Annotated in this window: 21 protein-coding genes; 15 read left to right on the plus strand and 6 right to left on the minus strand. The window is 65.5% G+C overall.

The window, feature by feature from the left end; all coding sequences use genetic code 11:
* The first annotated feature begins 225 nt into the window (after positions 1–225).
* From OV287_RS30955 to OV287_RS30970, 4 genes are all read left to right on the plus strand, one after another.
* A complete protein-coding gene (locus OV287_RS30955; protein WP_267537648.1) occupies positions 226–360 on the plus strand; it encodes a hypothetical protein in 135 nt (44 codons plus the stop codon).
* 598 nt (positions 361–958) lie between these two features.
* Positions 959–1744: a multinuclear nonheme iron-dependent oxidase gene (locus tag OV287_RS30960; RefSeq protein WP_267537649.1), complete on the plus strand. Its 786-nt coding sequence runs from the start codon at positions 959–961 to the stop codon at positions 1742–1744.
* Entirely contained in the window at positions 1734–2294 is a 561-nt protein-coding gene (locus OV287_RS30965) for a hypothetical protein (RefSeq protein WP_267537650.1), read from the plus strand. The genes OV287_RS30960 and OV287_RS30965 overlap by 11 nt, the downstream gene beginning before the upstream one ends.
* Positions 2295–2410: 116 nt before the next feature.
* Positions 2411–3310 (plus strand): hypothetical protein, encoded by a 900-nt coding sequence (locus OV287_RS30970; RefSeq protein ID WP_267537651.1) that lies wholly within the window; start codon positions 2411–2413, stop codon positions 3308–3310.
* A gap of 267 nt (positions 3311–3577) precedes the next feature.
* Here OV287_RS30970 and OV287_RS30975 read toward each other — a convergent pair whose 3' ends face one another.
* Positions 3578–5056 carry a hypothetical protein gene (locus tag OV287_RS30975; protein ID WP_267537652.1) on the minus strand — a complete coding sequence of 493 codons (1479 nt, stop codon included), beginning with the start codon at positions 5054–5056 and terminating at the stop codon, positions 3578–3580.
* A gap of 1179 nt (positions 5057–6235) precedes the next feature.
* On the opposite strand from OV287_RS30975, the gene OV287_RS30980 reads away from it, so the two are divergent.
* On the plus strand, positions 6236–6688 hold the full coding sequence (locus OV287_RS30980; RefSeq protein WP_267537653.1) for a DUF6968 family protein: 453 nt from the start codon (positions 6236–6238) through the stop codon (positions 6686–6688).
* Here OV287_RS30980 and OV287_RS30985 read toward each other — a convergent pair.
* Entirely contained in the window at positions 6666–8456 is a 1791-nt protein-coding gene (locus OV287_RS30985; RefSeq protein WP_267537654.1) for a glycoside hydrolase family 15 protein, read from the minus strand. The two genes, OV287_RS30980 and OV287_RS30985, sit on opposite strands and share 23 nt — an antisense overlap.
* 161 nt (positions 8457–8617) lie before the next feature.
* On the opposite strand from OV287_RS30985, the gene OV287_RS30990 reads away from it, so the two are divergent.
* From OV287_RS30990 to OV287_RS31000, 5 genes are all read left to right on the plus strand, one after another.
* Complete coding sequence (locus OV287_RS30990; RefSeq protein ID WP_267537655.1) at positions 8618–9661, plus strand: hypothetical protein; 1044 nt, start codon at positions 8618–8620, stop codon at positions 9659–9661.
* A gap of 554 nt (positions 9662–10215) precedes the next feature.
* On the plus strand, positions 10216–10566 hold the full coding sequence (locus OV287_RS56830) for a DUF5372 family protein (protein ID WP_506344821.1): 351 nt from the start codon (positions 10216–10218) through the stop codon (positions 10564–10566).
* 247 nt (positions 10567–10813) lie between these two features.
* Positions 10814–10909, plus strand: a complete 96-nt coding sequence (locus tag OV287_RS56510; protein ID WP_373371848.1) for a hypothetical protein — start codon at positions 10814–10816, stop codon at positions 10907–10909.
* Between the two features lie 246 nt (positions 10910–11155).
* On the plus strand, positions 11156–12382 hold the full coding sequence (locus OV287_RS30995; RefSeq protein WP_267537656.1) for an eCIS core domain-containing protein: 1227 nt from the start codon (positions 11156–11158) through the stop codon (positions 12380–12382).
* A 78-nt stretch (positions 12383–12460) separates the two neighbouring features.
* Positions 12461–12688, plus strand: coding sequence for a hypothetical protein (locus tag OV287_RS31000; RefSeq protein ID WP_267537657.1), 228 nt, complete (start codon positions 12461–12463; stop codon positions 12686–12688).
* Between the two features lie 629 nt (positions 12689–13317).
* Here the strand turns inward: OV287_RS31000 and OV287_RS31005 are convergent.
* Both OV287_RS31005 and OV287_RS31010 read right to left on the minus strand, forming a co-directional pair.
* Positions 13318–14340, minus strand: a complete 1023-nt coding sequence (locus OV287_RS31005; RefSeq protein WP_267537658.1) for a methyltransferase — start codon at positions 14338–14340, stop codon at positions 13318–13320.
* A gap of 33 nt (positions 14341–14373) precedes the next feature.
* A complete protein-coding gene (locus tag OV287_RS31010) occupies positions 14374–15396 on the minus strand; it encodes a GlxA family transcriptional regulator (RefSeq protein ID WP_267537659.1) in 1023 nt (340 codons plus the stop codon).
* Between the two features lie 173 nt (positions 15397–15569).
* On the opposite strand from OV287_RS31010, the gene OV287_RS31015 reads away from it, so the two are divergent.
* Entirely contained in the window at positions 15570–16325 is a 756-nt protein-coding gene (locus OV287_RS31015; RefSeq protein WP_267537660.1) for an SDR family oxidoreductase, read from the plus strand.
* 46 nt (positions 16326–16371) lie between these two features.
* On the opposite strand, the gene OV287_RS31020 is transcribed toward OV287_RS31015, so the two are convergent.
* Both OV287_RS31020 and OV287_RS31025 read right to left on the minus strand, forming a co-directional pair.
* Positions 16372–18417 carry a hypothetical protein gene (locus tag OV287_RS31020; RefSeq protein WP_267537661.1) on the minus strand — a complete coding sequence of 682 codons (2046 nt, stop codon included), beginning with the start codon at positions 18415–18417 and terminating at the stop codon, positions 16372–16374.
* Between the two features lie 352 nt (positions 18418–18769).
* Positions 18770–19375 (minus strand): flavin monoamine oxidase family protein, encoded by a 606-nt coding sequence (locus tag OV287_RS31025; RefSeq protein ID WP_308809839.1) that lies wholly within the window; start codon positions 19373–19375, stop codon positions 18770–18772.
* Positions 19376–19490: 115 nt separating this feature from the next.
* Between OV287_RS31025 and OV287_RS31030 the strand changes: the two genes are divergently transcribed.
* Genes OV287_RS31030 through OV287_RS31045 form a run of 4 tightly spaced genes read left to right on the plus strand, consistent with a single transcriptional unit; the run spans position 19491 to position 22948 of the window.
* Entirely contained in the window at positions 19491–20471 is a 981-nt protein-coding gene (locus tag OV287_RS31030; protein ID WP_267537662.1) for an AHH domain-containing protein, read from the plus strand.
* Entirely contained in the window at positions 20468–21040 is a 573-nt protein-coding gene (locus OV287_RS31035) for an imm11 family protein (RefSeq protein WP_267537663.1), read from the plus strand. The genes OV287_RS31030 and OV287_RS31035 overlap by 4 nt, the downstream gene beginning before the upstream one ends.
* Before the next feature lie 13 nt (positions 21041–21053).
* Positions 21054–21839, plus strand: coding sequence for an Imm49 family immunity protein (locus OV287_RS31040; RefSeq protein ID WP_267537664.1), 786 nt, complete (start codon positions 21054–21056; stop codon positions 21837–21839).
* A gap of 23 nt (positions 21840–21862) precedes the next feature.
* Positions 21863–22948 carry a hypothetical protein gene (locus tag OV287_RS31045; RefSeq protein WP_267537665.1) on the plus strand — a complete coding sequence of 362 codons (1086 nt, stop codon included), beginning with the start codon at positions 21863–21865 and terminating at the stop codon, positions 22946–22948.
* Positions 22949–23257: the final 309 nt, after the last annotated feature.

The raw sequence follows: 23257 nt of genomic DNA on the forward strand, positions 1-23257 counted from the left end.
GGGTCCACCGTCAGGATTCAAGGTCGTTCACCTGGTTGGACGGGAGATCGTGCCCCGGGGCATCCCGCCGGGGAAGGATGGCTCCTCGCCTCCTACTGGAGGGAGGCCCCTTCGCTCGTCGCGCATCAGTACAGCTTCACGGCGACCAACAGCCAGGAGGGCGCATCGCTCTCCCTGGGCTCTCCGTCCCCCGACTCCAGCACGCTGGAGAGGCCCTGGGCCGGCATGCACCGATGGGGCTGGACGTCACGCGACGGGGAGATCGATGAACTGCTGCGCGCGCTCGACGCGCTGCCGGGACCGGTGTGGCTCACCCTCCACCACGAACCCGAGGGCGTCGAACTGGAGCCCCGCGTGTAGGAGTGGCGGGACTGCCCCCTGCTCGGCTGCTCCTTCAGCGGGCAGTGGCGCTTCAGGGAGCAGGGCCGTGGACACAGGATGGTGGAGTTGGCGAAGTTCCCCCCGCCCTGACTGGAGTGGCTCGCGCGCGGTGCGAGGCGCTACGCCGTGGCTCATTGGCGGAATAGCGTGGGCTTTCTCCTGCGGCCGTCGAGCGCGCGTCCTCATCCAGTCCCCCGGCAGATGTCCCCCACCCAACTCGCCTAGCCTCCCCGGGAGCCTACCTTCTATACGCCGGCGGAGCCGTGATCACATCCAGGCAGGCCGCCCTCAATCCCTTGGCAGGGAGGAACATCTGGTTGCCTTGGCAGACGATCCCATCCTGCGCTGAGTGTCTTCCCACCCGAGGCCAGAGAGCAGGAACGTAACCATGACAATCCAGACCCACGTGACCGAGGTGAAGGTTCTGACCGTGCAGGATTCCGCCGGAGTCGACTGCGGCATCATTCTCTAGTGCCGAGGCCTGGGCTGTCTCCGGCTGCTTCATGCCGGGGGCAGCCTTCTTCATCTTCGAAAGGGCGTCCCCGTGGTGAATGGCGGCATACATCCGAAGCTGGGGGTGAACTGGACGCGCGCGAGCCGCCTCCCCCTCATCCAGCAGCTGCTGCGCACCGGACATGCGGACTTCTGCGAAATCCTCATCGACAATTTCTTCCTCGTCCCTCCGGTCGAGGTGCGGCGGGCCCTCGGTGATGTGCCCGTGGCCTTCCACATCATGCACTCGCGCTTCTTGGAGCGGGACGACACGACGCTGGCCGCCATGGCCTCGCGCCTCCGCCTCCTGGCGCGGGAGCTCAAGCCCCTCTACATCTCGGATCACCTGCTCCGCTTCACGGTAGAGGGGCGGGAAGTCCCGCTCCTTCCAGAACTGGAGTACGGACATGTGTACGAGCACGCCCGGCAGCGTGTCGGCCTCTGGCAGGAAATGCTCGGCACCCAGGTGTACTTCGAAAACTATCCCTCGCTCCTGGAGATAGGCAGGGATCAGCCCGCCTTCTTCGAAGCCCTGGTGGCGGATACGGGCATGGGCGTGCTGTTCGACCTCTCGAACGCCATCTGTGCCTGGCGCAACTGCGGCGTGAAGCCGGATGCGTGGGCGCGGCTCCTGCCCGGAGTGAAACACTTCCACGCTGGCGGCTACGACGTGTTGCCGGAGCCCTCCACCGCCTTCGACACCCACGGAGGGGAGCTGGCCGGGGACACCCTCCAGCTCATGCAAGAGACGCTCGCGCAGGCGCGACAGGCCACCACCCTCTGCATCGAGCGGGACAGGGACGTCGGGTTTGAGGCCTGGAGCCGCGACCTCGTGGCGGCCCGGGAATGGGGAGGCCGCCATGCTCACTGAGGCTCCTGTGTACCGGGCATACTTTTCGTGGGCACGGGCGCGGGCCTTGCCGGAGAAGACGCGGGAGCGGCAGATGGCGGAGATGGCACTGCGCGCGTATTGGCATGCGCTGTTCGATCCGTGTCCCCAGTTGCTCCAGGGCCTGTGTCCACCCGATGGCGCGGACATTTTCGAGCGCTTCCTGGCCTGGGCGGAAGAGACACGGTGCTCGATGGGATGGAGCTTGCACCTCCACCTGCTCGGCTGGCTCCTGCGAGACGCGAAGTACGGGGCCTTGGTGACGGAGGAGATGCACATCGAGGCCCTGGCGGCCGCTGCCTCCCGCTGGACCATCTCCGACAAGAGCCTCAGCGGCGGCATCGTCATCGGCTGCCAGCGCCTGAGGGAGCGGGTGGTGGTGGGGTGGAAGTGCCACACGCCCGGCGAGGTGCGCGCCGTCTCCCTGCTCCGGCTGGAGCCCCCTCCACGGCTCGATGACTTCCTGGCCAGCTTCACCGTGACCGGCTTCCAACTGGAGGCGCTCGGCCCCTGGGCGCCCATCCCCCTGTGAGCGAAACGTATAGGCGGGATAGAGGCCATGTTGAGGGTGAGGGCTGGAGCGGAGGGGCCGAGGAGGGCCGCTGACGGGGCCGCCCGAGCGATGCTCCCGGCCGGTGGACAGGCCGCTTGAGCCCCCTTGGGGTACACGCCTGCCCAGGCCTCGCTACGGCGGAGGATCGCACGCTCAAGACCGCGCAGAAGACCTTGTCGATGGTGCTGGTGGGGGCGAACCAGCTCCTGACCAACGGCACCTTCGAGGCGGGCATCACCGGTTGGTCGGCCAGCGCGGGGGTTCTCGCGAAGCACGCGGGCAAGCGCCCGAAGCCATTCATGGGCAAACGGAGTTCGGCCTTCAGCGCGAGTGGCAGCTTGAGCCAGGCGGTGAGCATTCCCGCAGATGCCACGTCCGTGCCACTGAGCTTCCGCTACCGTGTCGAGCCCAATGCCACGGAGGCCGCGAAGCTGTCGGTCCTGGTCAAGGATCTGGGGACGGGCGTGCAGACTGTGCTGGCCGCCTACGACCGGCTGGATGTGAACTACTTCCCGGCGGGTCGTTCCTATCGGCGGGCCCAGTTCGATCTGGCGTCCTTCCGGGGCCGTATGGTGCAGCTGAGCTTCGTGTCCAGCGCGGGGACGGGGGAGTGGGACTTCAGCGTTGACAGCGTGAGCCTGACCTACGCCGCGCCGATCAAGGTCAGTGCCCCCGCGCTCGTGCTGAATGAGGACGAGCAGACCCTGCGCTTCACGTTCATGGGAATCAGCGGGTATGCGCCGCACCGCATCCGGAAGATCGAATACGTAGTGGGCGGAGAGGTGAAGGCGACGACCCCCGGCGGGGGGTCGAACACGGCCGTCGTCTCCATCAAGGACTGGCCCACGGGGAGCACCTCCGTGGTGGCCCGGGTGTACGACTACGCCGGAGCCCTCGTGGGACACTTCCGGGTGCGAGAAAATGCTGCCCTGGCGACCACCTACCGCATCGACAACGTCAGCGTCACCTACACGCAGTTGATCATCAGCAACTGATCCCGCGCGGTGCCCCGCCGCCCTGTTCTTCCGAAACGGGGGGGGGCTATGGTGGGAGTTGCCTCACTCCGAGGGGGGAACCCGCTCCGGAACCACGGGTGAGCTCAGTGATTTCGGGGAGCTGTTCGTCTCCGCGGACACGGTGTACTTCTCCCACGCCTCCCACAACAGTGTCGAGCCGGCCTTCGATAGCCCAGGCCGCTCGCCCAAGAGGTGCGAGGAGCCGCTTCTTCAAGTCGATGGAAAGAGGTATTGGATGCGGTTCCCCTAGCCGGTGAAGTCTTTGTCCTGGAGGATGGCATCCGCGAAGTCGAACGCCAGGTCTGCGAACGCTTCCCAGTTTTCGAGGTCCTCCACGCCGCTGGTGAGCAGCGCCGGGTTGCGGTGCTCGATGATGACGAGCTCACCATCCATCTTCATCGCGCCCAGGCTGTAGCGCGGCAACAGCGAGTCGAAGCCATCCGGCGGGCAGAGGAAGTCGGGCTCGCCATTGCCGGAGATTCCTTTTTCCATCACCTGCTCGCGGAACGCCTTCTTCGTCCCATGGATGATGCTGTTGATCCAGTCCACCAGCGTGAGGTCTGTCTTCTTCATGGCGCGCTCGGATGCCCAGGGATAAGCCTTCGCGATGAGCAGCGCGCTCCCGATGCCTGGCGCTCCTCTCACGAGACCCAGCACCGCGCTCGCGACGCGCTTGAGCTCCCTGGTGTCCCCCTCGGAGGTGGTGCTGTTCACGACGCCCGGCCTCAGGTGCAGGTACATCTCGCGGAAGCTGGTTCGCGTCATGACCGTCAGGCCATTCTTCGGGCCCTCATCCGAGTCCCTATTCGGATTCCACACCTGCAAGTCGTAGACATACAGGCCGAACAAGAGCAGGAAGCCGCGCCACTTCTCGCTCGCCTTGTGCGTGGCCGAGGCATCGCCGCTCATGATGATACCGTTGTGAATCATCTCGATGATGCTGACCCGGTCGCCGTAGTCCACGCTGAACTCCGCCGCGTTGAGCAGGTACTTCCGCATTCGGAAGAGCGGCACCCCCATAGTGAACTGGATGGTCGCATTGGGGGTCGCCTTCGTGAGCTCAACCCCGACGGAGCCGTCGGGCACCGAGGTCTTCTTCTCGTCCACCGGCGCCGCCTCGCGCCCCTCGCCGAAGAGCTCCAGGGGCGTTCCGCTGCATGTGGTGGTGGGCACCACATTGGACTTCGATCGCCTGTTCGAGGACTTCGCCCTGCTCTGGGACTTGCACTTGGCGATGAGGGACTTCGCGAGCAGCTGGCAGCGCCGCACGCGCTGGAGGAGCTGCTCCTTGTTGGGCGTCTTCGTCACCACGAACTCGAGGGAGCCGTCGGAGCCTCCGACCGCCGTGTCCGCGTCGATGCGAAGGCCTTGGTCCTTGTAGACCACGTCCTTTTGCTTCCTCTTCTTGATGACGAGGAAGTTGGTCTCCAGTTCCAGGCCGACGCAGGCGTTGTAGGGGAGCGGCTTCGGCGGCGGCGTGGGCAGGGGTGGGAACAGGGACGACCACAGGGGGTCATTTCCCAGCGGATCCGGCACGAGGACGGACGTCCTGCGCGTGGAATCGAAGAGGGGAACAGTCCTCGTGTCTTCGAGCAGCGGCGGCGGGACCTCGTCCAGCCGACCCAGAAGGTGGGCGGTACTCTTTCCCGTGGAATCGTAGATGAGAACAGTCCCCGTGTGCGCCAGGTCGATACAGACGCCGAGTTCGCAGAACACACAGCCCATGGTTTCGACTCCCGTCGAGACAGCGTGGGTGAGTGTAGTGGGCGCTGCCTGCCCACCCCAAGTTTCTGGTGCCCCGAGGCAGGCTGCTCACTGAATGCCGGGCGTCCAACCTCCGCCCAACGCCCGATAGAGATCGATCAGGTCGTTGAGCTGGTTCGAGCGAACGTTGGTTCTACTGTCACCCACTCGTCTTATCAACAGCCGGGATTTTGAGTTGCTTGTTTCCTCTCAATCCCAAGCAGCCCATCCGGTCAAAGAAGATACAAACTCAGCTTGGCGCCGTTGGGGCCGAAGTGCTTGCTATCCTCCGTCTGGAACTTGCGGAAGTAGCCCTTACTGCTTGAACGATCTGCTCCTCGAGAAAGACAAGCTCGATGCAGGGGAACCACCACCGCCCACTGAGGTAGACGACGAAATCGGGCGCGTGGATCTGGACGAGGTCTGATTCACCGAGGACGAGATGTCTGGCTGACGAGTGATGGATATGCGCCAGCATGTTATGGCCAGGCCATCCCAGGTGTCAGAGACTTCGTACGGGGCACTTCGTACGGGACACCTCGTACGGCCCTTCGCTCAATGCCCGCCCGTGAGTGCATTCACCTCGTACGAGTCCGGGTAGGACCGGAACGTGGCCTCGAGTCGACCGGGCGCGAGCCGCCCATCGCGCAGCAGGCCCAACAGGAAGTCCTCGTATCCCGTCCAGGTGGACCAAACACCCTCCGCCTGCCTCCACACCTCACGCAGGCGAACACGTCGAAGTCGAACGTCCTCCTGCGCAACTCGGCCCAGTCTACTCGCGGTGTCCTCTCCTTCATCCCCTCCTTCCTGGCCGCTGCCTCACGCCCCGCGCGCACCTCCTCCGCACCACGGCCTGTACTCTGCCAGGATTCGAGTTGCCGGCAGAGTCCCAAGGGCCCCTGATACCACTCCTCCCATCAGGCCCTGGAAAAGGGGGGCCGCGAAACCTCCAGGGAAGGAGGAGAAGCGCAAGCCTCCAGGCGAAGACGAGGGGAAGCGTAAGCGCCCAGTGAATCTGAGCCGTTGCCTCGATTCTTGTAAGCCAATGAGAGCGAGCAGCAGTGCCGGGGCTTTTGTTCCAACTACTTCGGATGCTGAGAGGTTCCCGCCATGCCTACGGTGACTCGACTGATGCGCGGGACCAGACCCACTGGGCCGATCATGGCGGAGCGTCGGTTCGAGAGCGCCGGCGGCTCTCGCCAGCGAGCCGCCATCCGTGTCCGTGTACCGGCCAGGGATTCGCGAACCGGTAACTACAAGTGCAGCGTGGAGTGGGTCCACTCGGGTGAGAAGGAGCTGTTCGAACTCTGGGGGATCGATTCGATGCAGGCACTGCAGCTTGCAATCCGAGCCGCGGGGGGCCTGGTGAAGGGGGACGAGGGTGACCTCCGGTGGGTGGGGAGTGATGACGGCTACCTGGGGTTTCCCAGGACGTACCCGGAGTTTCTTCCCAAGGCGCTTCTGCGGAAGCTGGAACGCATGATCGACCGTGAGATCGCCGCCCATACACGCAAGAGCGAAGCCGGGCACAAGCGTCGGCAGCGCAAGCAGCAGCAGACGCGAGCGGGATGGCGGAAGCCCAGGCCCGGAACTATGCCCCCGGGCGCTCGGTGAGGGGGCAGCTCGGGTAGGTGAGGTTCTGCGCGGTGTTGATGAGGGCCACGTGGCTGAAGGCCTGGGGGAAGTTGCCCAGGTGCCGCTTCGTGCGCGGGTCATACTCCTCGGCGAGCAGGCCCACGTCGTTGCTCAGCGAGAGCAGCCGCTCGAAGAGGGTGCGCGCCTCGTCCAGGCGGCACAGCAGCGTGAGCGCGTCCGCGAGCCAGAAGGAGCACGCCAGGAACGTCCCCTCGCCCGGCGGCAGCCCGTCCTCCGAGCGGTGCGTGTCGTAGCGGCGCACCAGCCCGCCCTCGCACAGCTCTCGCTGGATGGTGTCCACCGTCCCCACCACGCGCGGGTCTCCCGGAGGCAGGAAGCCGAGCTGGGGGATGAGCAGCAGCGCCGCGTCCAACTCCTTGCTGCCGTAGGCCTGCACGAAGCTGCCCCGCCCGGCGTCATAGCCGCGCTCGCACACCTGGGCGTGGATGCGTGCGCGCAGCTCCTTCCAGCGCTCCACGGGCCCGGGTAGGCGGAACAACTCGACCGTCTTGATGGCCCGGTCCATCGCCACCCAGGCCATCACCTTCGAGTGGGTGAAGTGCTGGGGCGGGCCGCGCACCTCCCAGATGCCCTCGTCGGGGCGCTCCCAGTTGGACTCGAGGAACTCGAGCAGGTGGCGCTGCAGGCCCCAGCCCTCATCTCGCGGGGGGACGCCCGAGCGCCGGGCCACGTGGAGACAGTCGAGCACCTCGCCGAAGACGTCGAGCTGGAACTGGCACACGGCTGCGTTGCCCAGGCGCACGGGCCGGGCGCCCTGGTAGCCGGAGAGCCACGGCAACTCCTGCTCGGTGAGGCGGCGCTCGCCGGAAACGCCATACATGATTTGAATCTCCTCGGGCTCGCCGGCCACGGCGCGCAGCAGCCAGTCGCGCCAGGCCTGGGCCTCCTCGTGGTAGCCGGCGTTGAGCAGGGCGAACAGGGTGAAGGTGGCGTCGCGCAGCCAGCAGTAGCGGTAGTCCCAGTTGCGCACGCCGCCGAGGGCCTCGGGCAGCGAGGTGGTGGGTGCGGCGACGATGCCGCCGGTGGGCGAGTAGGTGAGGGCCTTGAGGACGATGAGCGAGCGGAGCACCTGCTCGCGCCAGGGGCCGTCATAGGCGCAGTGCGAGGACCACTCGCGCCACCACTCCTCGGTGTGCTGCACGGCGGTGGCCGCGTCGATGGGAAGCGGGACAGGCTCGTGCGAGGGGTGCCAGGTGAGCAGGAAGCGGGCGCACTGGCCGGCGGAGAGCGGGAAGTCGGCGCGCAGGGTGGCGTCCTCGTGGCGCGGGGGCACGTCGGACAGGAGGGTGAGGGCATCGGGCCCGGCCATGGCGGTGAAGCGGCCGTCGAGGCGGTGGACCCAGGGCGTGCGGCCGCCGTAGCCGAAGCGGATGGCGAGCTCCATGCGGACGGAGACCTGGCCCTCGAGGCACACGGCCTCGCGCACGAGGTCCGGCTCGCGGCCGCGCGGGGGCATGCAGTCGATGACGCGCAGGGTGCCGGTGTCCGTTTCGAAGTCCGTCTCCAGCACGAGGGTGCCGGCGCGGTAGCGGCGCCGGACGCGGCGGATGTCTCCCGAGGGGGCGAGCAACCAACGGCCATCCTCCTCGGAGCCGAGGAGGGCGGCGAAGCAGGCATCGGCGTCGAAGCGCGGGAGACAGAGCCAGTCGATGGAGCCATCCTTCCCCACGAGGGCGGCGCTCTGGGTGTCACCGATGAGGGCATAGTCTTCGATGCGTAGGGGCATTGCCCTCCAAGGTAGGGATGCCGCCGGGAGGGCACTTGCTCAACCTATGAGGCGCGAACCCCCTCTCCCTCGGGGAGAGTGCAGGCTGGACGTCAGGTCCATACCAGGGAGGCGGCTCTTCGGGCCCCCCCACGGGTCCACTCACGCGAAAGGCGGCGTTCATGTCGGAGCCACGTAACAGGTCTCCCCCCACCCCCGAGCCTCCGCGCCAGGGTGGGCCACCGTCCTTCTGGCGCTCCGGAACCGCGGTCCTCTCGTTCGTCTTCGGCTCGCCGCTCGCCTTCTTCATCCTCTGCGCCCTGGCCTTCGTGGCGGCGTTCCTCTTCCAGGTGGGCCCTCACCTCCAGAACCTCTCCTTCCTGGTCTCACGGCAGGAGCGGCTCTGGCACATGCTCCTCACACTCCAGCCAGCGTTCTGGGTGGCCGCCACCCTCATCCTCTGGAGCGAGTTCAGGAGTCACCGCTCGCTCTGGCCGGGCACGTGGAGGGAGCGGATGGCGGTCATGTTCTGCACCTCCGTTGCCCTGGTCATGATCGCCCTCCCCTTCGTCGCTCAATTCATCACCTGGCGGGTAGCGCCCTCCGTGGATACGACCGGCCTTGCCTCGATGGCCGAGTTTCGTACGAAGACGCTCATCATGAGCATCATCGGGGCGGCGGTCGGGGCGCTGCATGCCTCGAGCCTGTTCTGCGTGCACGTCCAGCTCCTCGGCCAATTGCGTGAGTCCCCGCCCCACGGGAAGCAGGTGGAAGCAGGAGACCTCGATGAAGACGTGCTGAGGTATCAGCGGTTCCGGTCTCGATTGAGACGGTTTCTGGACCTCGCCGCTTTCAACATCGGCATTTCGATCCTGAGCGTCGGCATCCTCCGCAACCTGCTCAACGAAGCCTTCCCCGCTCGGCCCGAACTGTTCCCAGCGACGGCTGTCCTGGGCTACGGCTTCTACTTCACCGCACTCATCGCCAGCGTCTACCTCCCGATACGAAAGACCCTGGCGGACGTGGGAGAGGCCCTCTCGGACCGGCTCATCCGGCAAACCCTCGGAACACGTGCGACCTGGAAGGAGCGGTCCCAGGAGCAGCAGGCCGCCCGTACCTACCTCGGCCTGCAAGAGTCCACGTTCCAGGAGCTCCAGCAAGGCCTCTCGGTGCTGTCCCCGCTGCTCGCGAGCCTCTCCTCCCTGGCGCTCGGCACCGGGGTGTAGCCACGAGCCCCTCACTCGAACTGCGCGACGACGGTGAAGGGGACGCTCTTGGGCAGGGTGATGGCGCTGGCGGTGGTGCCGGCCTCGGCGTAGATGCCGCCCGGGGCCGAGGAGCCAAGCACGAGGCACACCGGGTAGCCCTGCCCATCAGGCGTGCTCGCCTGGGTGTAGCGGACCTAGACCTTGCCGGTGTCACGTATAGGCGGGATAACGTATAGGTGGGATAGAGGCCATGTTGAGGGTGAGGGCTGGAGCGGAGGGGCCGAGGAGGGCCGCTGACGGGGCCGCCCGAGCGATGCTCCCGGCCGGTGGACAGGCCCCCTTGGGGTACACGCCTGCCCAGGCCTCGCTCCCTTCAGGTGCGTGGCAGGGGCCTGGGCCTGTTGGCTGTCTTGAGCCTCAACACCACGCGGCCTGGGGTGGCCCTCGTGCCGGGGCCAACCTCGCACAGGCCGTGGGCAAGCCCCGGTGCTCCACAATCGCCCGCCCCCCGGGGGCCCCCTTCACGACAGCATCGACACACTGCCACGGGTCCTCCACCCTTAATTGAGCGCGTGACCGTCACGCTACCGATCCACCCCCTCAAAGGCATGGAACTGCCAGTCGCTCGGTTCATCCGTAGCCAGGATGGTCGGCGCTACGTAGACGTGGAGCATCCTCCCGGGCAGTACATGAGACTGCCGCTCGAGTGGACGGACCGTTCCCCACCCCTCGTTCCGCCGAGCGTCGGTGGCCGAGAGGTCCGACTCTCGGTCCCTGCGCTGCTGAAGCTTGCCCAGGCCGTGCAGGCGGCGCTCGAGCAGAGACGTGGCTCGCCAGCCGAGCCCACTCCTGCGGCCAGGCATACGTTGAGACCTGCACGGAGCCCTTCGCTCAGAAGAAAGCGACGAGCAGAGAAACGATGAGCAATGAAGTTCGAGAGAATCCAGCGCTACGAGTCAGGTGACTACGGGCAGGCTCAAATAAGTATGGAGGAAGGTGGGGCATTATGAATAGGCCATCACGTACACCAACACCCTCCGCCTGCCTCCACACCTCACTCAGGCGAACACGTCCAAGTCGAACGTCCTCCTGCGCAACTCACGCGAAGCGGGCGCAGGTGACGGCCGTGCACCTGGTGGAGCGCGTGCTGCCGCACGTGCCCTACCGTCAGTGGACGCTGTCCTTTCCGCACCGGGTGCGGCGGGTGCTGCTGAAGGATATGGGACTGCTCCACGCCACCCTCAACACGGCCCATCCGTTCTGTAGATGGCAGGGCAGCGCGCGACAGGACCCTAGCTGTGAGCACGTCCGTCAAGAGTTAGTAGATTTGGCTCAGCTACGACGCGAAGGGACCCCTCCATGTTCGCTTCCGATCGGAAACCGCATCTGTCGGCATCACAGGCTCCTGCCAGGTCACCCAGCAAGCGCGCTTCCTCAGACGCAGAGGTGGAGGCCAAAGCGTCGCCACCTATCGCGTCGGGGCCCCAGTTCGATTTCGCTCGCATCCCCATCATGCTGCCGACAGTCCAGCGCAAGCCGACCATTAGCTTCCCCGGTGACCCGTACGAGCGCGAGGCCGACGAGGTGGCCGACAAGGCGATGCAGTTGACTGAAACCAAACGCGCGCCTTCGGCAGTTGCTGACGCGGTGCTGGACGCCAGGGCCGCCGTTCACACCGCGCAGCGTAGCGGCGAGCCGCTGCCGATGGCGGTGCGGAGCTTCTTCGAGCCGCGCTTCGGGTACGACTTCAGCCAGGTACGGGTGCATGCCGACGGCGAGGCAGCGAACGCGGCACGGGAGGTGCGAGCGAGGGCCTACACCATCGGGCGTCACATCGTGTTCGGGGAAGGGCAGTACCAGCCCGCAACCAGCGAGGGGAAATTGCTGCTCGCCCATGAACTGACGCATGTGGTGCAGAAGCACGGCGGTGGCACAGAGGTCGCGCATCGAAAGGCCAACGAGCCCTCCACACCGCCAGGCGTGGCCGCGCAAGCTGAATCCAGCCCGACCGAGAGGCTGCTCGCCGTCATCACAGATATTGAGCGAGTCCAGGCGAACGTCAGAAGGGCTGGCGACGCAGCGAGGGACGAGGACGGTACGCCGGAGATCCAGGCGCATGCGGAAAAGATCGCAGACTTTCTTGAACGATTGCGAGCCGTTGCAGATGGTGATGATGAACGTTTGAAGTTGAGCGTCCTCGCGGGATTCTCTGCCAAAGGCGTACAACAAGCTGAAGCGCAACCACCGGCGGCGACCGTTGTGCGAGAGCAACCCCCGGAGAGCCTGGCGGCCAAGTCGCTTGAGGTGAGTCATCCTCGGGATGCCGAAGAGCTTGAAGCGGATCGCGTTGCAGAGGCAGTGGTTCATGGCGCTCATGCAACGGTGACGCAGACCACTGCGGACGGTCTGGTGAATCGCCAGGCAGAGGCACTTGCCGCCGCTGGTGGCGCCATTCTCGCTGCGGAAGCCGAGTCGTTGCCTGTCACGGCTTGGAATCCTCCAGGATGGGTCATTCTTGGAGTCGCTACGGTAGTCGCCCTCGCCCTTATCGGGACCGCTGTGTACATGGCCAGCGCGCAGCCCGAGACGCTCAGCGCGGCGGAGGAAGAGGCGATAAAGAACAAGGAAGCGGGCGAGCCGTACGACCAGGGTACTTACGACCGCGCGAGGAAGAAGCAGGTAAAGAACGAGAAGTATAGGCGTGAACGAAACAAGAACAAGCAGCGTGGCGGAGGCTGACTGGCGAATGGATACACGTACACAGGATGCGCTGCCCAGTCCCCGCTAGCCAGAATATGCTGCTAACACGAGGTCGAGATGGAAGAGAACAAACCGCAGAGCCTGCGCGAGCAGTCAAGGAACTGGATATGCAACCAATTCTCGATCACGAATCATGACGGAGACACCGTGACACTGCTCCGAAAGTTGGCCGACAGCATCGAGCAGTTGGGTGCCGTTGACATCATGGATATCACGTACCGCAGGCCGCCCGACCCATCGATAACCGAGATCACCGTGACCGTCTATTTCATGCTGTCCGAGTAAAGTGTTGGCCGACATGAGAAAGCGCGGGAACCGAGGCGATCCGCGACTCCTCGTATTCCCCGCCACCTTCAACTGCCTGAGTCCCCAGCTGTCCTGGCTCCGGCCCGGGGGCCGGCGCAGCTGGAGCTCTGGGAGTAACTCACAGCGCAGGGACGCGCCCTCTGGCGGAGCGCGAGGCGACCGGTCGTGCGCGCAGGGGAGAGGTGCGCCTGGAGCGCGACGTGCAGTCCCCCATGGGGACCCTCCTGCACTGTCCACGGCGTGTCGCGCGGCCCTCCTGGCTGCCCAGCCACACCTCACCAGGGCACACGCTACCGTCAGCCTCCCACGGGCCTCCGTAGAGCCCCTGCCTGCTTGTGGGGTTCGGGGTCTACGAGAGCAGGAGGCTCAGGAGGGTCGCAGCCCGTGCCGGGTTGCCTCCTTGCAGGGCCGCCAGGGCCGCTGCGACGTGCCTTGCTACATTGCTACAGCAGACCCGCGCTGGAGCACTCTCAACACAGCTCGGCGCGAGGCAGGGAGCGGCGTAACCAGCCGGGGTTCCTACGAAAACCGCTCCCCACCGTTCTGGAGCGCTCTCGCCGGAAGCCTGTAGCGGCGGGTTCGATTCCCGCCGCCTTCACAGCCGAAAGTCAGACCCTCGGCTTCGCCTCGATGATGGCGTAGCCATTGACCAGGTCGATGGTCCGCGTCAACTCGAGCCCGGCCTGCGCGAACAGTGCCTGGAACTCCGTCGCGGTGCGCTCCTTGCTGCCGAACATCGCCATCATCGTCAGGTCGATGAACATCTGCACACCCGACAGCTTCCGCTCCGGAATGAGCTGTTCGATCAGCAGCAGCTTGGAGTCCTCCCGCATCGCCTGACGGCAGCTCCTCAGGATGCGCACTGCCTGGTCGTCCGCCCAGTCGTGGATGATCATCTTCATCATGTACACGTCATGCCCCGCCGGCACCGAGTCGAAGAAGCTGCCGCCGAGACACTCGCAGCGGCCGGCCACGCCCCCCTTCTCGAGCGTCGCTTTCGCCACCTCGATGACGGGAGGCAGCTCGAACAGCACGCCGCGCAGATGCGGGTGGGCATTCAGTATCCGCACGAGGAATGAACCCTCGCCACCCGCGACGTCGACGACTGTCTTCACCTTCGAGAAGTCATAGCGCTCCGGTGCGACCTCGGAGCCACTTATCGTGGAGAACGACGTCATCGCTTTGTTGAAGGTCTCCCCGGCTTCCGGGTGCCCGGAGAGGTAGTCGAAGAAGGTCTGTCCATGGGCCTGCTCGAAACCGGGCTGCCCCGTCTTGACGGCATGGGGCAGCTGGGCCCAGGCCCGCCAGAACCACTCGGAATCCACCAGCATCATGTAGCCCCACAGCGAGTCTGGCTTGTCCGATCGTAGCGTCTGGGACAGCGGCGTCAGCCCGAAGCGCCCGTCCTCCGTTTCAGCGAATACCCCAACGCTGGAGAGCGTACGCAGCACCCGGCGTAAGGAGTCCTCGTGCGTCTGCGTGTCGCGAGCCAGCTCGGCCGCTGTTCTGGGACCGTCCTTCAAGAGGTCCGGGACGCGCAGCTTCGCCGCCGTGTGGATGGCTTGCGGCAGCCAGTAGGCGGTGAACATCTGCAGCATGGTTTCCTGCGGTGAGGTCTCTTTCTGTTGCATCCGTGTCGTCTCCTATCCAGGGGCGGCCGGGGCTCAGCCGGCAAAGCGCTTGCGGTAATCGCGCGGCGATACCGACAGATTGCGCTGGAAAGTCAGGCGCATGCGCTCCTCGTCACCGAAGCCGCATTGCCGTGCGATCTGGTCAATATTGCGGTCGGAGTCCTCGAGCATTCTGCGCGCTGCCTCCAAACGCATCACCTCGACCGCCTTGGCCGGCGTGCGGCCGGTCTTCTGCTTGTACATGCGGGCGAAATTGCGCGGGCTCATGTTCGCCTTTGCGGCCAGCACCTCCACGCTCAACGCGCTGCCCAGATTGTCGGGCATCCACGCATGCAGCTCGTCGAAGGTCGCGCCGCCGTCCTCGGTCTGCGCCTGCAAGAGAGTGCTGTGCTGCGACTGCCCGCCGGAGCGCCTCAAAAACACCACCAGCTCGCGCGCCACGAACAGACTCACGTCGCGGCCGCAATCCTCCTCGATCATGGCCAGCGACAGGTCGATGCCGGCCGTCACCCCGGCCGAGGTCCACACATTGTCCGCACGCACGAAGATCGCATCCGCATCCACGGCCAGCGCCGGAAAGCGGCTTTGCAAGAGCTCGCACATGCCCCAATGCGTGGCCGCGCGCCGGTTGTGCAGCAGGCCGGCCTTGGCCAGATAAAAGGCGCCGGTGCACACCGAGGCCATGCGCCGCGCCTTCTTGGCCACCTTGCCGAGCCAGTCGGCCAGGGGGCCGGCATCGTCGATCAGCTCGGCGATGTTCGGCGAGCCGGGCACCACCACCGTATCCACCTGCTTGCGGGCAAAGTCGGACACCGGGCGGGTATGCAGCTCCACGCCCTCGACTGTGCGCACCAGCCCGCCGTGCAGGCTCACCGTATGACAGTCGTAGGCGGGCAGACCGAGTTGCCGGAGACGCAGGCCCGCCGCCCAGAAACTGGTGTGCGGGCCGGTCATGTCGAGCAGGCACATGTCGGGGAAAGCCACGAACAGCACGGTGCGCGGGCGGCCGATGCGCATCGTCGACGGGGTCGTTCCGGCTGGCAGGATGCTTGGCATAGGCTGTGGCTCAGTGGCAGTTTTCAAGGGGTATCTGTCATTTCCGCCACATCGTTCCATCGCTAGTATTCGCAGTCAAGTGCAAGGCATTTCTGCAAAACGTCTTTACTGAAAGCGCATTGCGCGTCCGAGCCACCCGCCGGCCAGGCCGGCATCACTCGAGGAAGATGAAAATGAAGATCGTCGTCATCGGCGGCACCGGCCTCATCGGCAAGAAGGTCGTCAGCAGCCTGCACCAACTCGGTCACGAAGCCATCGCCGCCGCGCCCAGCAACGGTATCAACGCAGTCACCGGCGAAGGCCTTGCGGATGCGCTGGCAGGCGCGCACGTCGTGGTCGACGTGACCAACTCGCCCTCGTTCGAAGACAAGGCCGTGATGGCCTTCTTCGAAGCCTCCACCCGCAATCTGATCGCCGCCGAAAAGGCCGCCGGCGTGACCCACCACGTCGCCCTCTCGGTGGTCGGCACCGAACGCTTGCAGGAGAGCGGCTACTTCCGCGCCAAGCTGGCGCAGGAAAGCCTGATCAAGGCAAGCAAGGTGCCCTACAGCATCGTGCGCGCCACCCAGTTCTACGAGTTCATGGGCGCCATCGCCCACACCAGTGCCGACGGCGACACGGTGCGCCTGTCCACCGCCCACATGCAGCCGATCGCCTCCGACGACGTGGCCGCTGCCATAGTCAATGCCGCGCTGGGCGCACCGCGCAACGGCATGGTCGAAGTCGCCGGTCCCGAGCGCGCCAGCCTGTCCGATTTCGTCGGCCGCCACCTCAAGGCCGTGGGCGACACGCGCACCATCGTTGCCGAACCGCAGGCGCCGTACTTCGGCACCCTGCTCAACGACCAGTCGCTGACGCCGGGCGAGCACCCGCATCTGGGCACCATCCGCTTCGACGACTGGCTGCAAAAGCAGGCGGCCAAGGCCTGATGCGCACGCGTACCACCCCGGCCCTGGCCGAAGGCGAGACGGCGGGTTACTTGACCACTTCCACGGTGGCCGTGGCGCTCGCCGCGAGACCGAAGTCCTCCTGCAGGATTTGCAGGTCCACGGTGTGGAGCCCGGAGGCATTCACCGGGATGGACTTCGTCATCGTGAAGGAGAAGGCGCCACCTGGAGGGAGGTTCACTCCCCAATCGGACCAGGTCGTCTCCCAGGCCTCCGGCAGGGTGGACACGAAGTCGTACCAGACCCAATTGCACGAAGCGGAGTCGTTGTTGGTCACGTTCACCGTCCAGGTGACCGACGAGCCAGGGGCTGCCTTCACCGTGCCCGGCGAGAGCGTCAGCGTGGGCGGCGACGAGATGCAGCGCTCGACAATCTGCATCGTGGTCGTCCCCTGTACCGTGTAGCCGTCGCGGGTGACGGCCACTCCCGCGGTGTACAGCCCTGGCTCCGTGCGATAGGGCACATACGTCTGAAGCGTCGTATAGGCCGTGCTCGACGCTGCGACCGTGAGCTGCGCGAGCAACGGGTCGGAGCTCCATCCGGCCGGGAGGATGGCGCCGAGCTGGAAGGTGCTGGGGCCACAACCCGCCGAGTCCTGATTCGTGAGGGCGAGCTCGAACTCCGGCTGGCCACCGGGCCAGGCGGTGTCCGCGAAGGAAGTCACCCGCACGTTGGAAGGCGCCCGCACGCACGGCTTCTGGCTATACCGGACGCGCACCGTGAGCCCTGCGGAGGTGGCGGATTCCACCGTCACGGAGAGGTTGCTGTACGGGTCGTCCCAGGTCCTTCCCGGCAGCAGGGCCGGGTCGCTCCAGGACAAGGTCTCCGGCGTGAAGTCGAGCAGATGCGAGCCATCCCTCGTCGCCTCGTCCTCGTAGTGCACGAGAGCGCCGCCGAATACCTGGTGATTCAGTATCTCCTCATAGAGGCCCATGGGCTGGCGGTACTCCAGCCAGAGCCAACCGCCGCTCGTGGAACCCCGACGCACCTTGAGGGCCTTCAGACCGCCGGACGACACCACGGGAGCGAGCGTGAAGGTTCCGTTCACGCCATCCACCTCGGCCACGGCGGAAGGATCCAGCCAGCCGATGCGGGCCTTGTGCGGCGCTGCGTAGTGGCCCAGGTTCCAAGAGCCCATGGAGGAGAAGAGGTCCCCGTACTCGGTGATGACGCCCTGGCTGCCCAGGTACCCGAGCGGCTCGGTACCAAAGTCACGCGAGTTCGCGTGGTTCAGCGAAAGGTTGTGCCCCGCCTCGTGCGTCACCAGCTCCACGGCCATGTCGTGCTGGTCCATGTACTCGGCGACAAGCCAGGCGGTGGATGCCGAGACCGTACCGTCCGGCGTCGACAGCGCGCCGCAGGACAGCGTGGCCTGGCCCGAATAGAAGCAACCTTCCTGGGGCCTGGGATGGACGATGAAGATGCGGTCATACCGGGTGAAGTCCACGTCCGCGTCCGCCGCCCGCAGAGCCGCCTCGCGCATGGCATGGGTGTCCTTACAGGAATAGGCGCGGTCCAGCGTGTACCAGCCCACCACGTCGCCCGTGGTGGTGGTGCGGCCCTCGGACACCTCGTGCCAATAGCCGGCCAGCGAACGGCGCGTGGTGGAGAAGAAGACCTCTCGCGTCTCTTCCAGGGTGTTGGCCGGCGTCGGCAGGCCTGGAAACGCCACCAGGATCACCAGGCTGCGTTGCACTCCGGTGACGCCACAGATCCCAGCGGAGGCATCAAGGGCCGCCGCCTGCGTGTCCACTTCGACTTCCTCGGCGATGAGTTGACCGCCCACCCGCCGCCCGCGCAGCTTCAGCTTCAGGCCACTGCGGAGCCCCTCTGGCGCCCTCCGGCTGAAGACCACCGGGTAACGCTGCTGCCCCTCGACGAGGAAATACTCCAGGCGCTGCTCCCGGAGCGACGGATCATCCACCACGAGGACCTCCAGCACTCCACCCCACTCTCCTCTCGGAGCCACTTCGTCCACGCGCGGTGCTGCGCTCTCCTCCTCCTGGGGAGAGGACACCTGCGCACTACAGGCCGCGAGCCACATCGCGGCCACCATGCTCCACGTTCGGGACATTTCGCCTCCAGCGAACGGCGGACTGGCGAAGACACCAGGAGACCGCCGCGCGCCTTCTGCCCTCTCTCAAGCGCGGCTGCAACGTCTCCTGACAGCGGCACCGCATGCGCCACCTGTCCTATGCGAGTGTCTCGAGCTCGAGTTGAGGGGTGACGGGCTGGAGCGCAGGGGCCGAGGAGGGCCGCTGATAGGGGCCGCCCGAGTAGTGCCCTCTCCACCGACCGGTGCGTGCTGACGCTTGAGAATGAATTCGGCCCGCTGAACGTCTGCGTCAGGAAAGCGCCGCCGGCGAACTGAGTCGGTGCGGAAACGGGGGCCCCTTTCCCTCAAAGGAGCAGCCTGACCCTCGTCGTCACTGTGCCATCAGCATTGCCTCTCGGGTGACGACTTCTGCGACGACCCTTCGTGCGGACGCCAACGCGCCATGCATGAAGCCGGGTCGATGCGAGTTGTAGTCGCCGGCGAACACAATGGCGCCGTGGGGTCTGCGAAGAAGCGGCTGCTGCTGCGTCAGCTGTCCGACGCCGAGCCACGCAAAGGCGCCCCGGATCGTCGGCTCGTTGTCCCAGCAGACCGAATGAACGGACAGCAGCTGGTCCTTGAGACCCGGATGAACGCGCTCCATCGCGTCGATGACCTCGCGGTGGCGCACTCCGTCCGCGAGCGAGCTCAAGCGCCTGCTCTCGGCTCCATTGGGATGGGCGCCCAGAATTCCTGCCGTCGCCTCTTGAAGTGCCGCCTCATCCCGGATGAGTCCCACTGGAAGATCCGTCTCGACGTTGCCACTCTCTCCGCGCGCATTCCAGTAGCGCGTCTTCGTGGCCGCGTAGACCTGAACGACCGACACCGCGTTGATGCTGGAGAACGCTTGAAGCTGAGCAGCAGGGAGAACCGGCTCCATCTCCAGTTGGGGCACGAGCGTTCCGGGGAGCGCGCAGATTTGGGGTTCGTGAGCGATCGTTTATAGTTTCTCCGGGAGACCAGGACAGGCTCCCGAAAGCCAGGACCGCATGGCCCGAAAACGCGCACGTTCCTCCACGTCACCGGAAAACACCTCCACTGGTGCCCCCGCCATGAGTGAGGAGCAACCCGGGAACGAGGCCTCCTCGGAAGAGGGCGGCACCAAGAAGCAGAAGAAGAACAAGAAGAAGACCGCAGCACACGTGTACTCGGTGGAGGAACTGAAGCTCCACAAGTCCATCAAGAAATCCTACGAGGGAGGGGCCTGCCTAGCGGAGCACGCCCCCGAGTGCCAGGGCTACCAGCAGAACAGTTGCAATTACCGGTGGCAGGGCACCAAGGTGACGCTTGCCCAGCACAAAGACGTCTTCCATGATCGCTCGGATGCGCTGGTGCCACGCGGACGGCAGGGAGAACAGGTGCAGACCTCGGCCTACCCAACGAAGTCCGACCCGAACAAGTTCTACCCTGGCCACTACGCCACCCATCTCTCCCTACCCGCCTACGAGGGAGACTGGCACATTGATGGGCCCAAGCGGCCCGGCGGTGCTCCTCTACTGAAGGCTGCCGGTAGAAAGCTCATCAGCAATGGAAAGAACTTCACTGCGGACACATGGCCCTACTGGAACAACGCCCACCACCTCGTCCCCAAGGGTATGTTCGGCACCACCATCGCTGAGTCCAAGTACGCCGAGGTCATCCGCCGGGCCCTCTTGGAGGCGGAGTATAACATACATCACCAAGAAAACATGCTGCTAATGCCTCAGGACGAGGAGGTGGCGCTCCTGCTGCATCTGCCACGCCATCTTCGCCTCACAGGGGATGGCAAGCTGGACCACCCCAAGTACAACAACTTGGTGAAGGAGCGACTGACTTCGACCATCCAGGACTTCGAGAAGGCGTGTCAGCCCCCCGAGGGCGTCAAGCACGACGAATTCAAGGTGTCCTTGTCGAAGACGAAGCTGGAGGACATCTCCGCCGACTGCCGAAGAACCATTATCGAAGGAGGCCCTAGCATGCCAGGTGAGCCCCTAGACAACATCCGGTCCCTCCGCAAAAAGGACACCTCCCAGACCCCGGGGATGAACGTATGAGGTTCTTCTCCCTCAACCTGATTCCCTATGAGGATCGCAGCCTCTGCTTCCTGGACAGCGTCCCGGAAGAGACCCGCGACGTCCGCTACAAGATGTCGCAGGGCTACGAGATGGGTGTGGCCTACCCTTCCGACGCCCGCGTCTACATGAGCGAGGAATACCCGGGCTTCAAGCTGGCGTCCTTCGTCGGGAACGCCCAGTCTCTCCTTATCATGTCCGCTCAGGTCAAAGCGGTTATCGAGCGGTTTGGCGTGCCCAGGGTAGAGTACCTGCCGCTGGCTATCTATAACCACAAGCGCAAGCTGGCGAGCAGCGACTACTTCATCATCAATCCCCTGGGCACCTTGGACTGCCTCCATCTGAAAAAGAGCGTCATCAAGTACGACGGCACGGACGTCGTCGCCGTCAAGCAGATGGTGCTTGATGCCCGCAAGGTGGCCAACCCGCCTGGCCTGTTCCGCGTCAAGGAGGCCCCGAACACGTACGTATTCAGTGAGCACCTCGTCGCAGAGTTGGTCGACATCAAGCCCACTAACTTCTATCTGCATGAACTAGCGGTTTCGGAGTAGCGAGGAGGCATGTATGTCCTACGTGACGCCCGTGCCCTTGGCCGAGAAGGCCGCGGGGCTCGCTATCGAGAGACTGCTTCCGGATGTGTTGGCCAGCCGAGGAGGCCGAAAGGGGATGCTCGATTTCTGCGCGGCCTGGCGGCGGCTCGCGGTGAGCAAGCTGCTGCTACGCGGGACTCCGGACGACTTCCTCGGCGACCTGTACAAGAGCGGGCGGGCCTGGCTCTGGTATCTGGAGCACACCCCATCCCCGGATGACGTGACCAGCCAGACCCTCCCCTACCTGGATGCGCTCGCCAGCAACGACTTGGACGGCGCACGCGGCATCGCCTTGCGCTCCCAGAAGACGCACCAGGCGGATGACGAGTACGAGGAGGACTTCCTCTACATGCGCTTTCTCATGAACCTGCTCGCCAGACCCGACGATGCGCCCTTACCGTTGCTGGCTCGCTACGAGAAGTTGCTGGAGGGCAACGAGGACTTCCGGTTCGACGCATGCCGGGCCCTGCTGGCGGGCGACGGCGAAGCGCTGGACGCAGCACTCGACGCACTGATGATGGAGAAGAAGTCCCGCGCTGAGCGCCTGCTTGCAAAGGACGCGCTCGACCCCGATGAGGCCTCCACCACCGAGCGCGTCTCCATCGAGGGGCTCGCGCTGGTGCGGCTCGCCACGCTGCGGGGGGTGAAGGTGCGGCAGATCCACCCGCTCATCCCTCCGGTGGCACGCAGGGTGGACCGGGCGCGCCATCCCGCCCCGCTCGCGTGGCAGCACCCTGAGAGCTACCGGCAGCTCGCCTGAATGCAGGTGCAAAGGAGATGCTCATGAAGCTGGCCATCACCGGGCTGGGAATGGTGACATCCCTGGGCTTCGACGTGGTCACTTCCTGCGCGGCACAACGGGCGGGCCTCATGTCACCCCGACCCCTGGTCCATTTCGACGCCTCCGAGGCCGGCCAGGAGCCTGCGCCTCTCACCGGACACCCCGTCCCCTGGCTTGCTGAAGGCTTCGAGCACATTGGCTGCTGGTTGCAGCTCGCAGTGGCCAGCCTAGAGGACCTGAAGCACTACGCCCGGCTCCCACGGGAGGACGGGTTCTGGCAGAGGACGGGGCTCGTGGCCGCCGTACCCCTGATGGACCCGGACCGCTTCCTCATCCCCCGAGACGCCGTCCACAAGGTGCTCCGCCAGCACTACCTGCAACCGCTCATCCAGCTCGCGCAGCTCCCCATCCTTCCCCATGTGCTGGAGGTGATGGAGCTGGGACACTGCGGGGCCCTGAAGGCGGCGCGCCTCGCGGGGGAGTGGATTCAACAGCGCCGCGTGGACCGGGTCATCGTCGTGGGTACTGACAGCTACCTCGATCCACGGAGCATCTCATGGCTGGCAGAGGCGGAGGCCCTGAAGTCGCCGCAGAATCCGGTGGGCATCAGTCCGGGAGAGGCCGGAGCGTGCTTCCTCCTGGAGCGGGTGGAGATCGCGCGAAGCCGGAGCGCCCGACTCGAGGCGTTCTTGAAATCCGTGGTCGTGGATACCTCCTACGCGGAGGATTGGCTGGACGCCCCGCGCATTGCCCGCCCCCTGGTCCAGGTGGTGCGCACGGCTGTCGCGGAGGGGGAGCAGCGTCCCCTGCGAGGAGACGTGCTGCTGGACCTCAACGGTGAGGAGTGGCGAGCTCGGGCGTGGGGGTACGCCCAATTGCAGCTCGGCGCCGAGCTGGACCTGCCGCGGTGCCGGACCGTGCTGCCCTGTGCGTCCTTCGGGGAGACGGGGACCGCCAGCGGCGCCATGGCCATATGCTTGGCGGTCCGGGCCTTCGTCCGAGGTTACGCGAGCGGCTCTCAGGGTCTCGTCTGCTCATTGAACGATGACGGGCACGTCGCTGCGGCTGCATTTGAGAGGGCCGGCTAATACGACTTGGTCTGCCCCCACACCGGGCGCAGGCGAACACGTCGGCCTCGAGAAAGGAGGCATCTGGCCCGTGCGCACCTTGTGCATACGCCCGCGTCGGGGGCGCTCGATGATTTTCGCTCGCTCGTACTCGGCGATGACACCCTGCATCTGCACCAGCAGCAGAAGACCGCTGAGGATGAAGAAAACGCCAGCCGCGATGAGCGGGTGCATGTCATCAGCTCTTTTCCAGGTCCAAGCCTGCCTCGTGGTGCACTCTGCGTGATGATGTGAGGGGATTCGGGGGGCCGCATGTTGCGGGCCTGACAG

The sequence above is a fragment of the Archangium lansingense genome (assembly GCF_026626635.1).
GTDB classification, from domain to species: domain Bacteria; phylum Myxococcota; class Myxococcia; order Myxococcales; family Myxococcaceae; genus Archangium; species Archangium lansingense.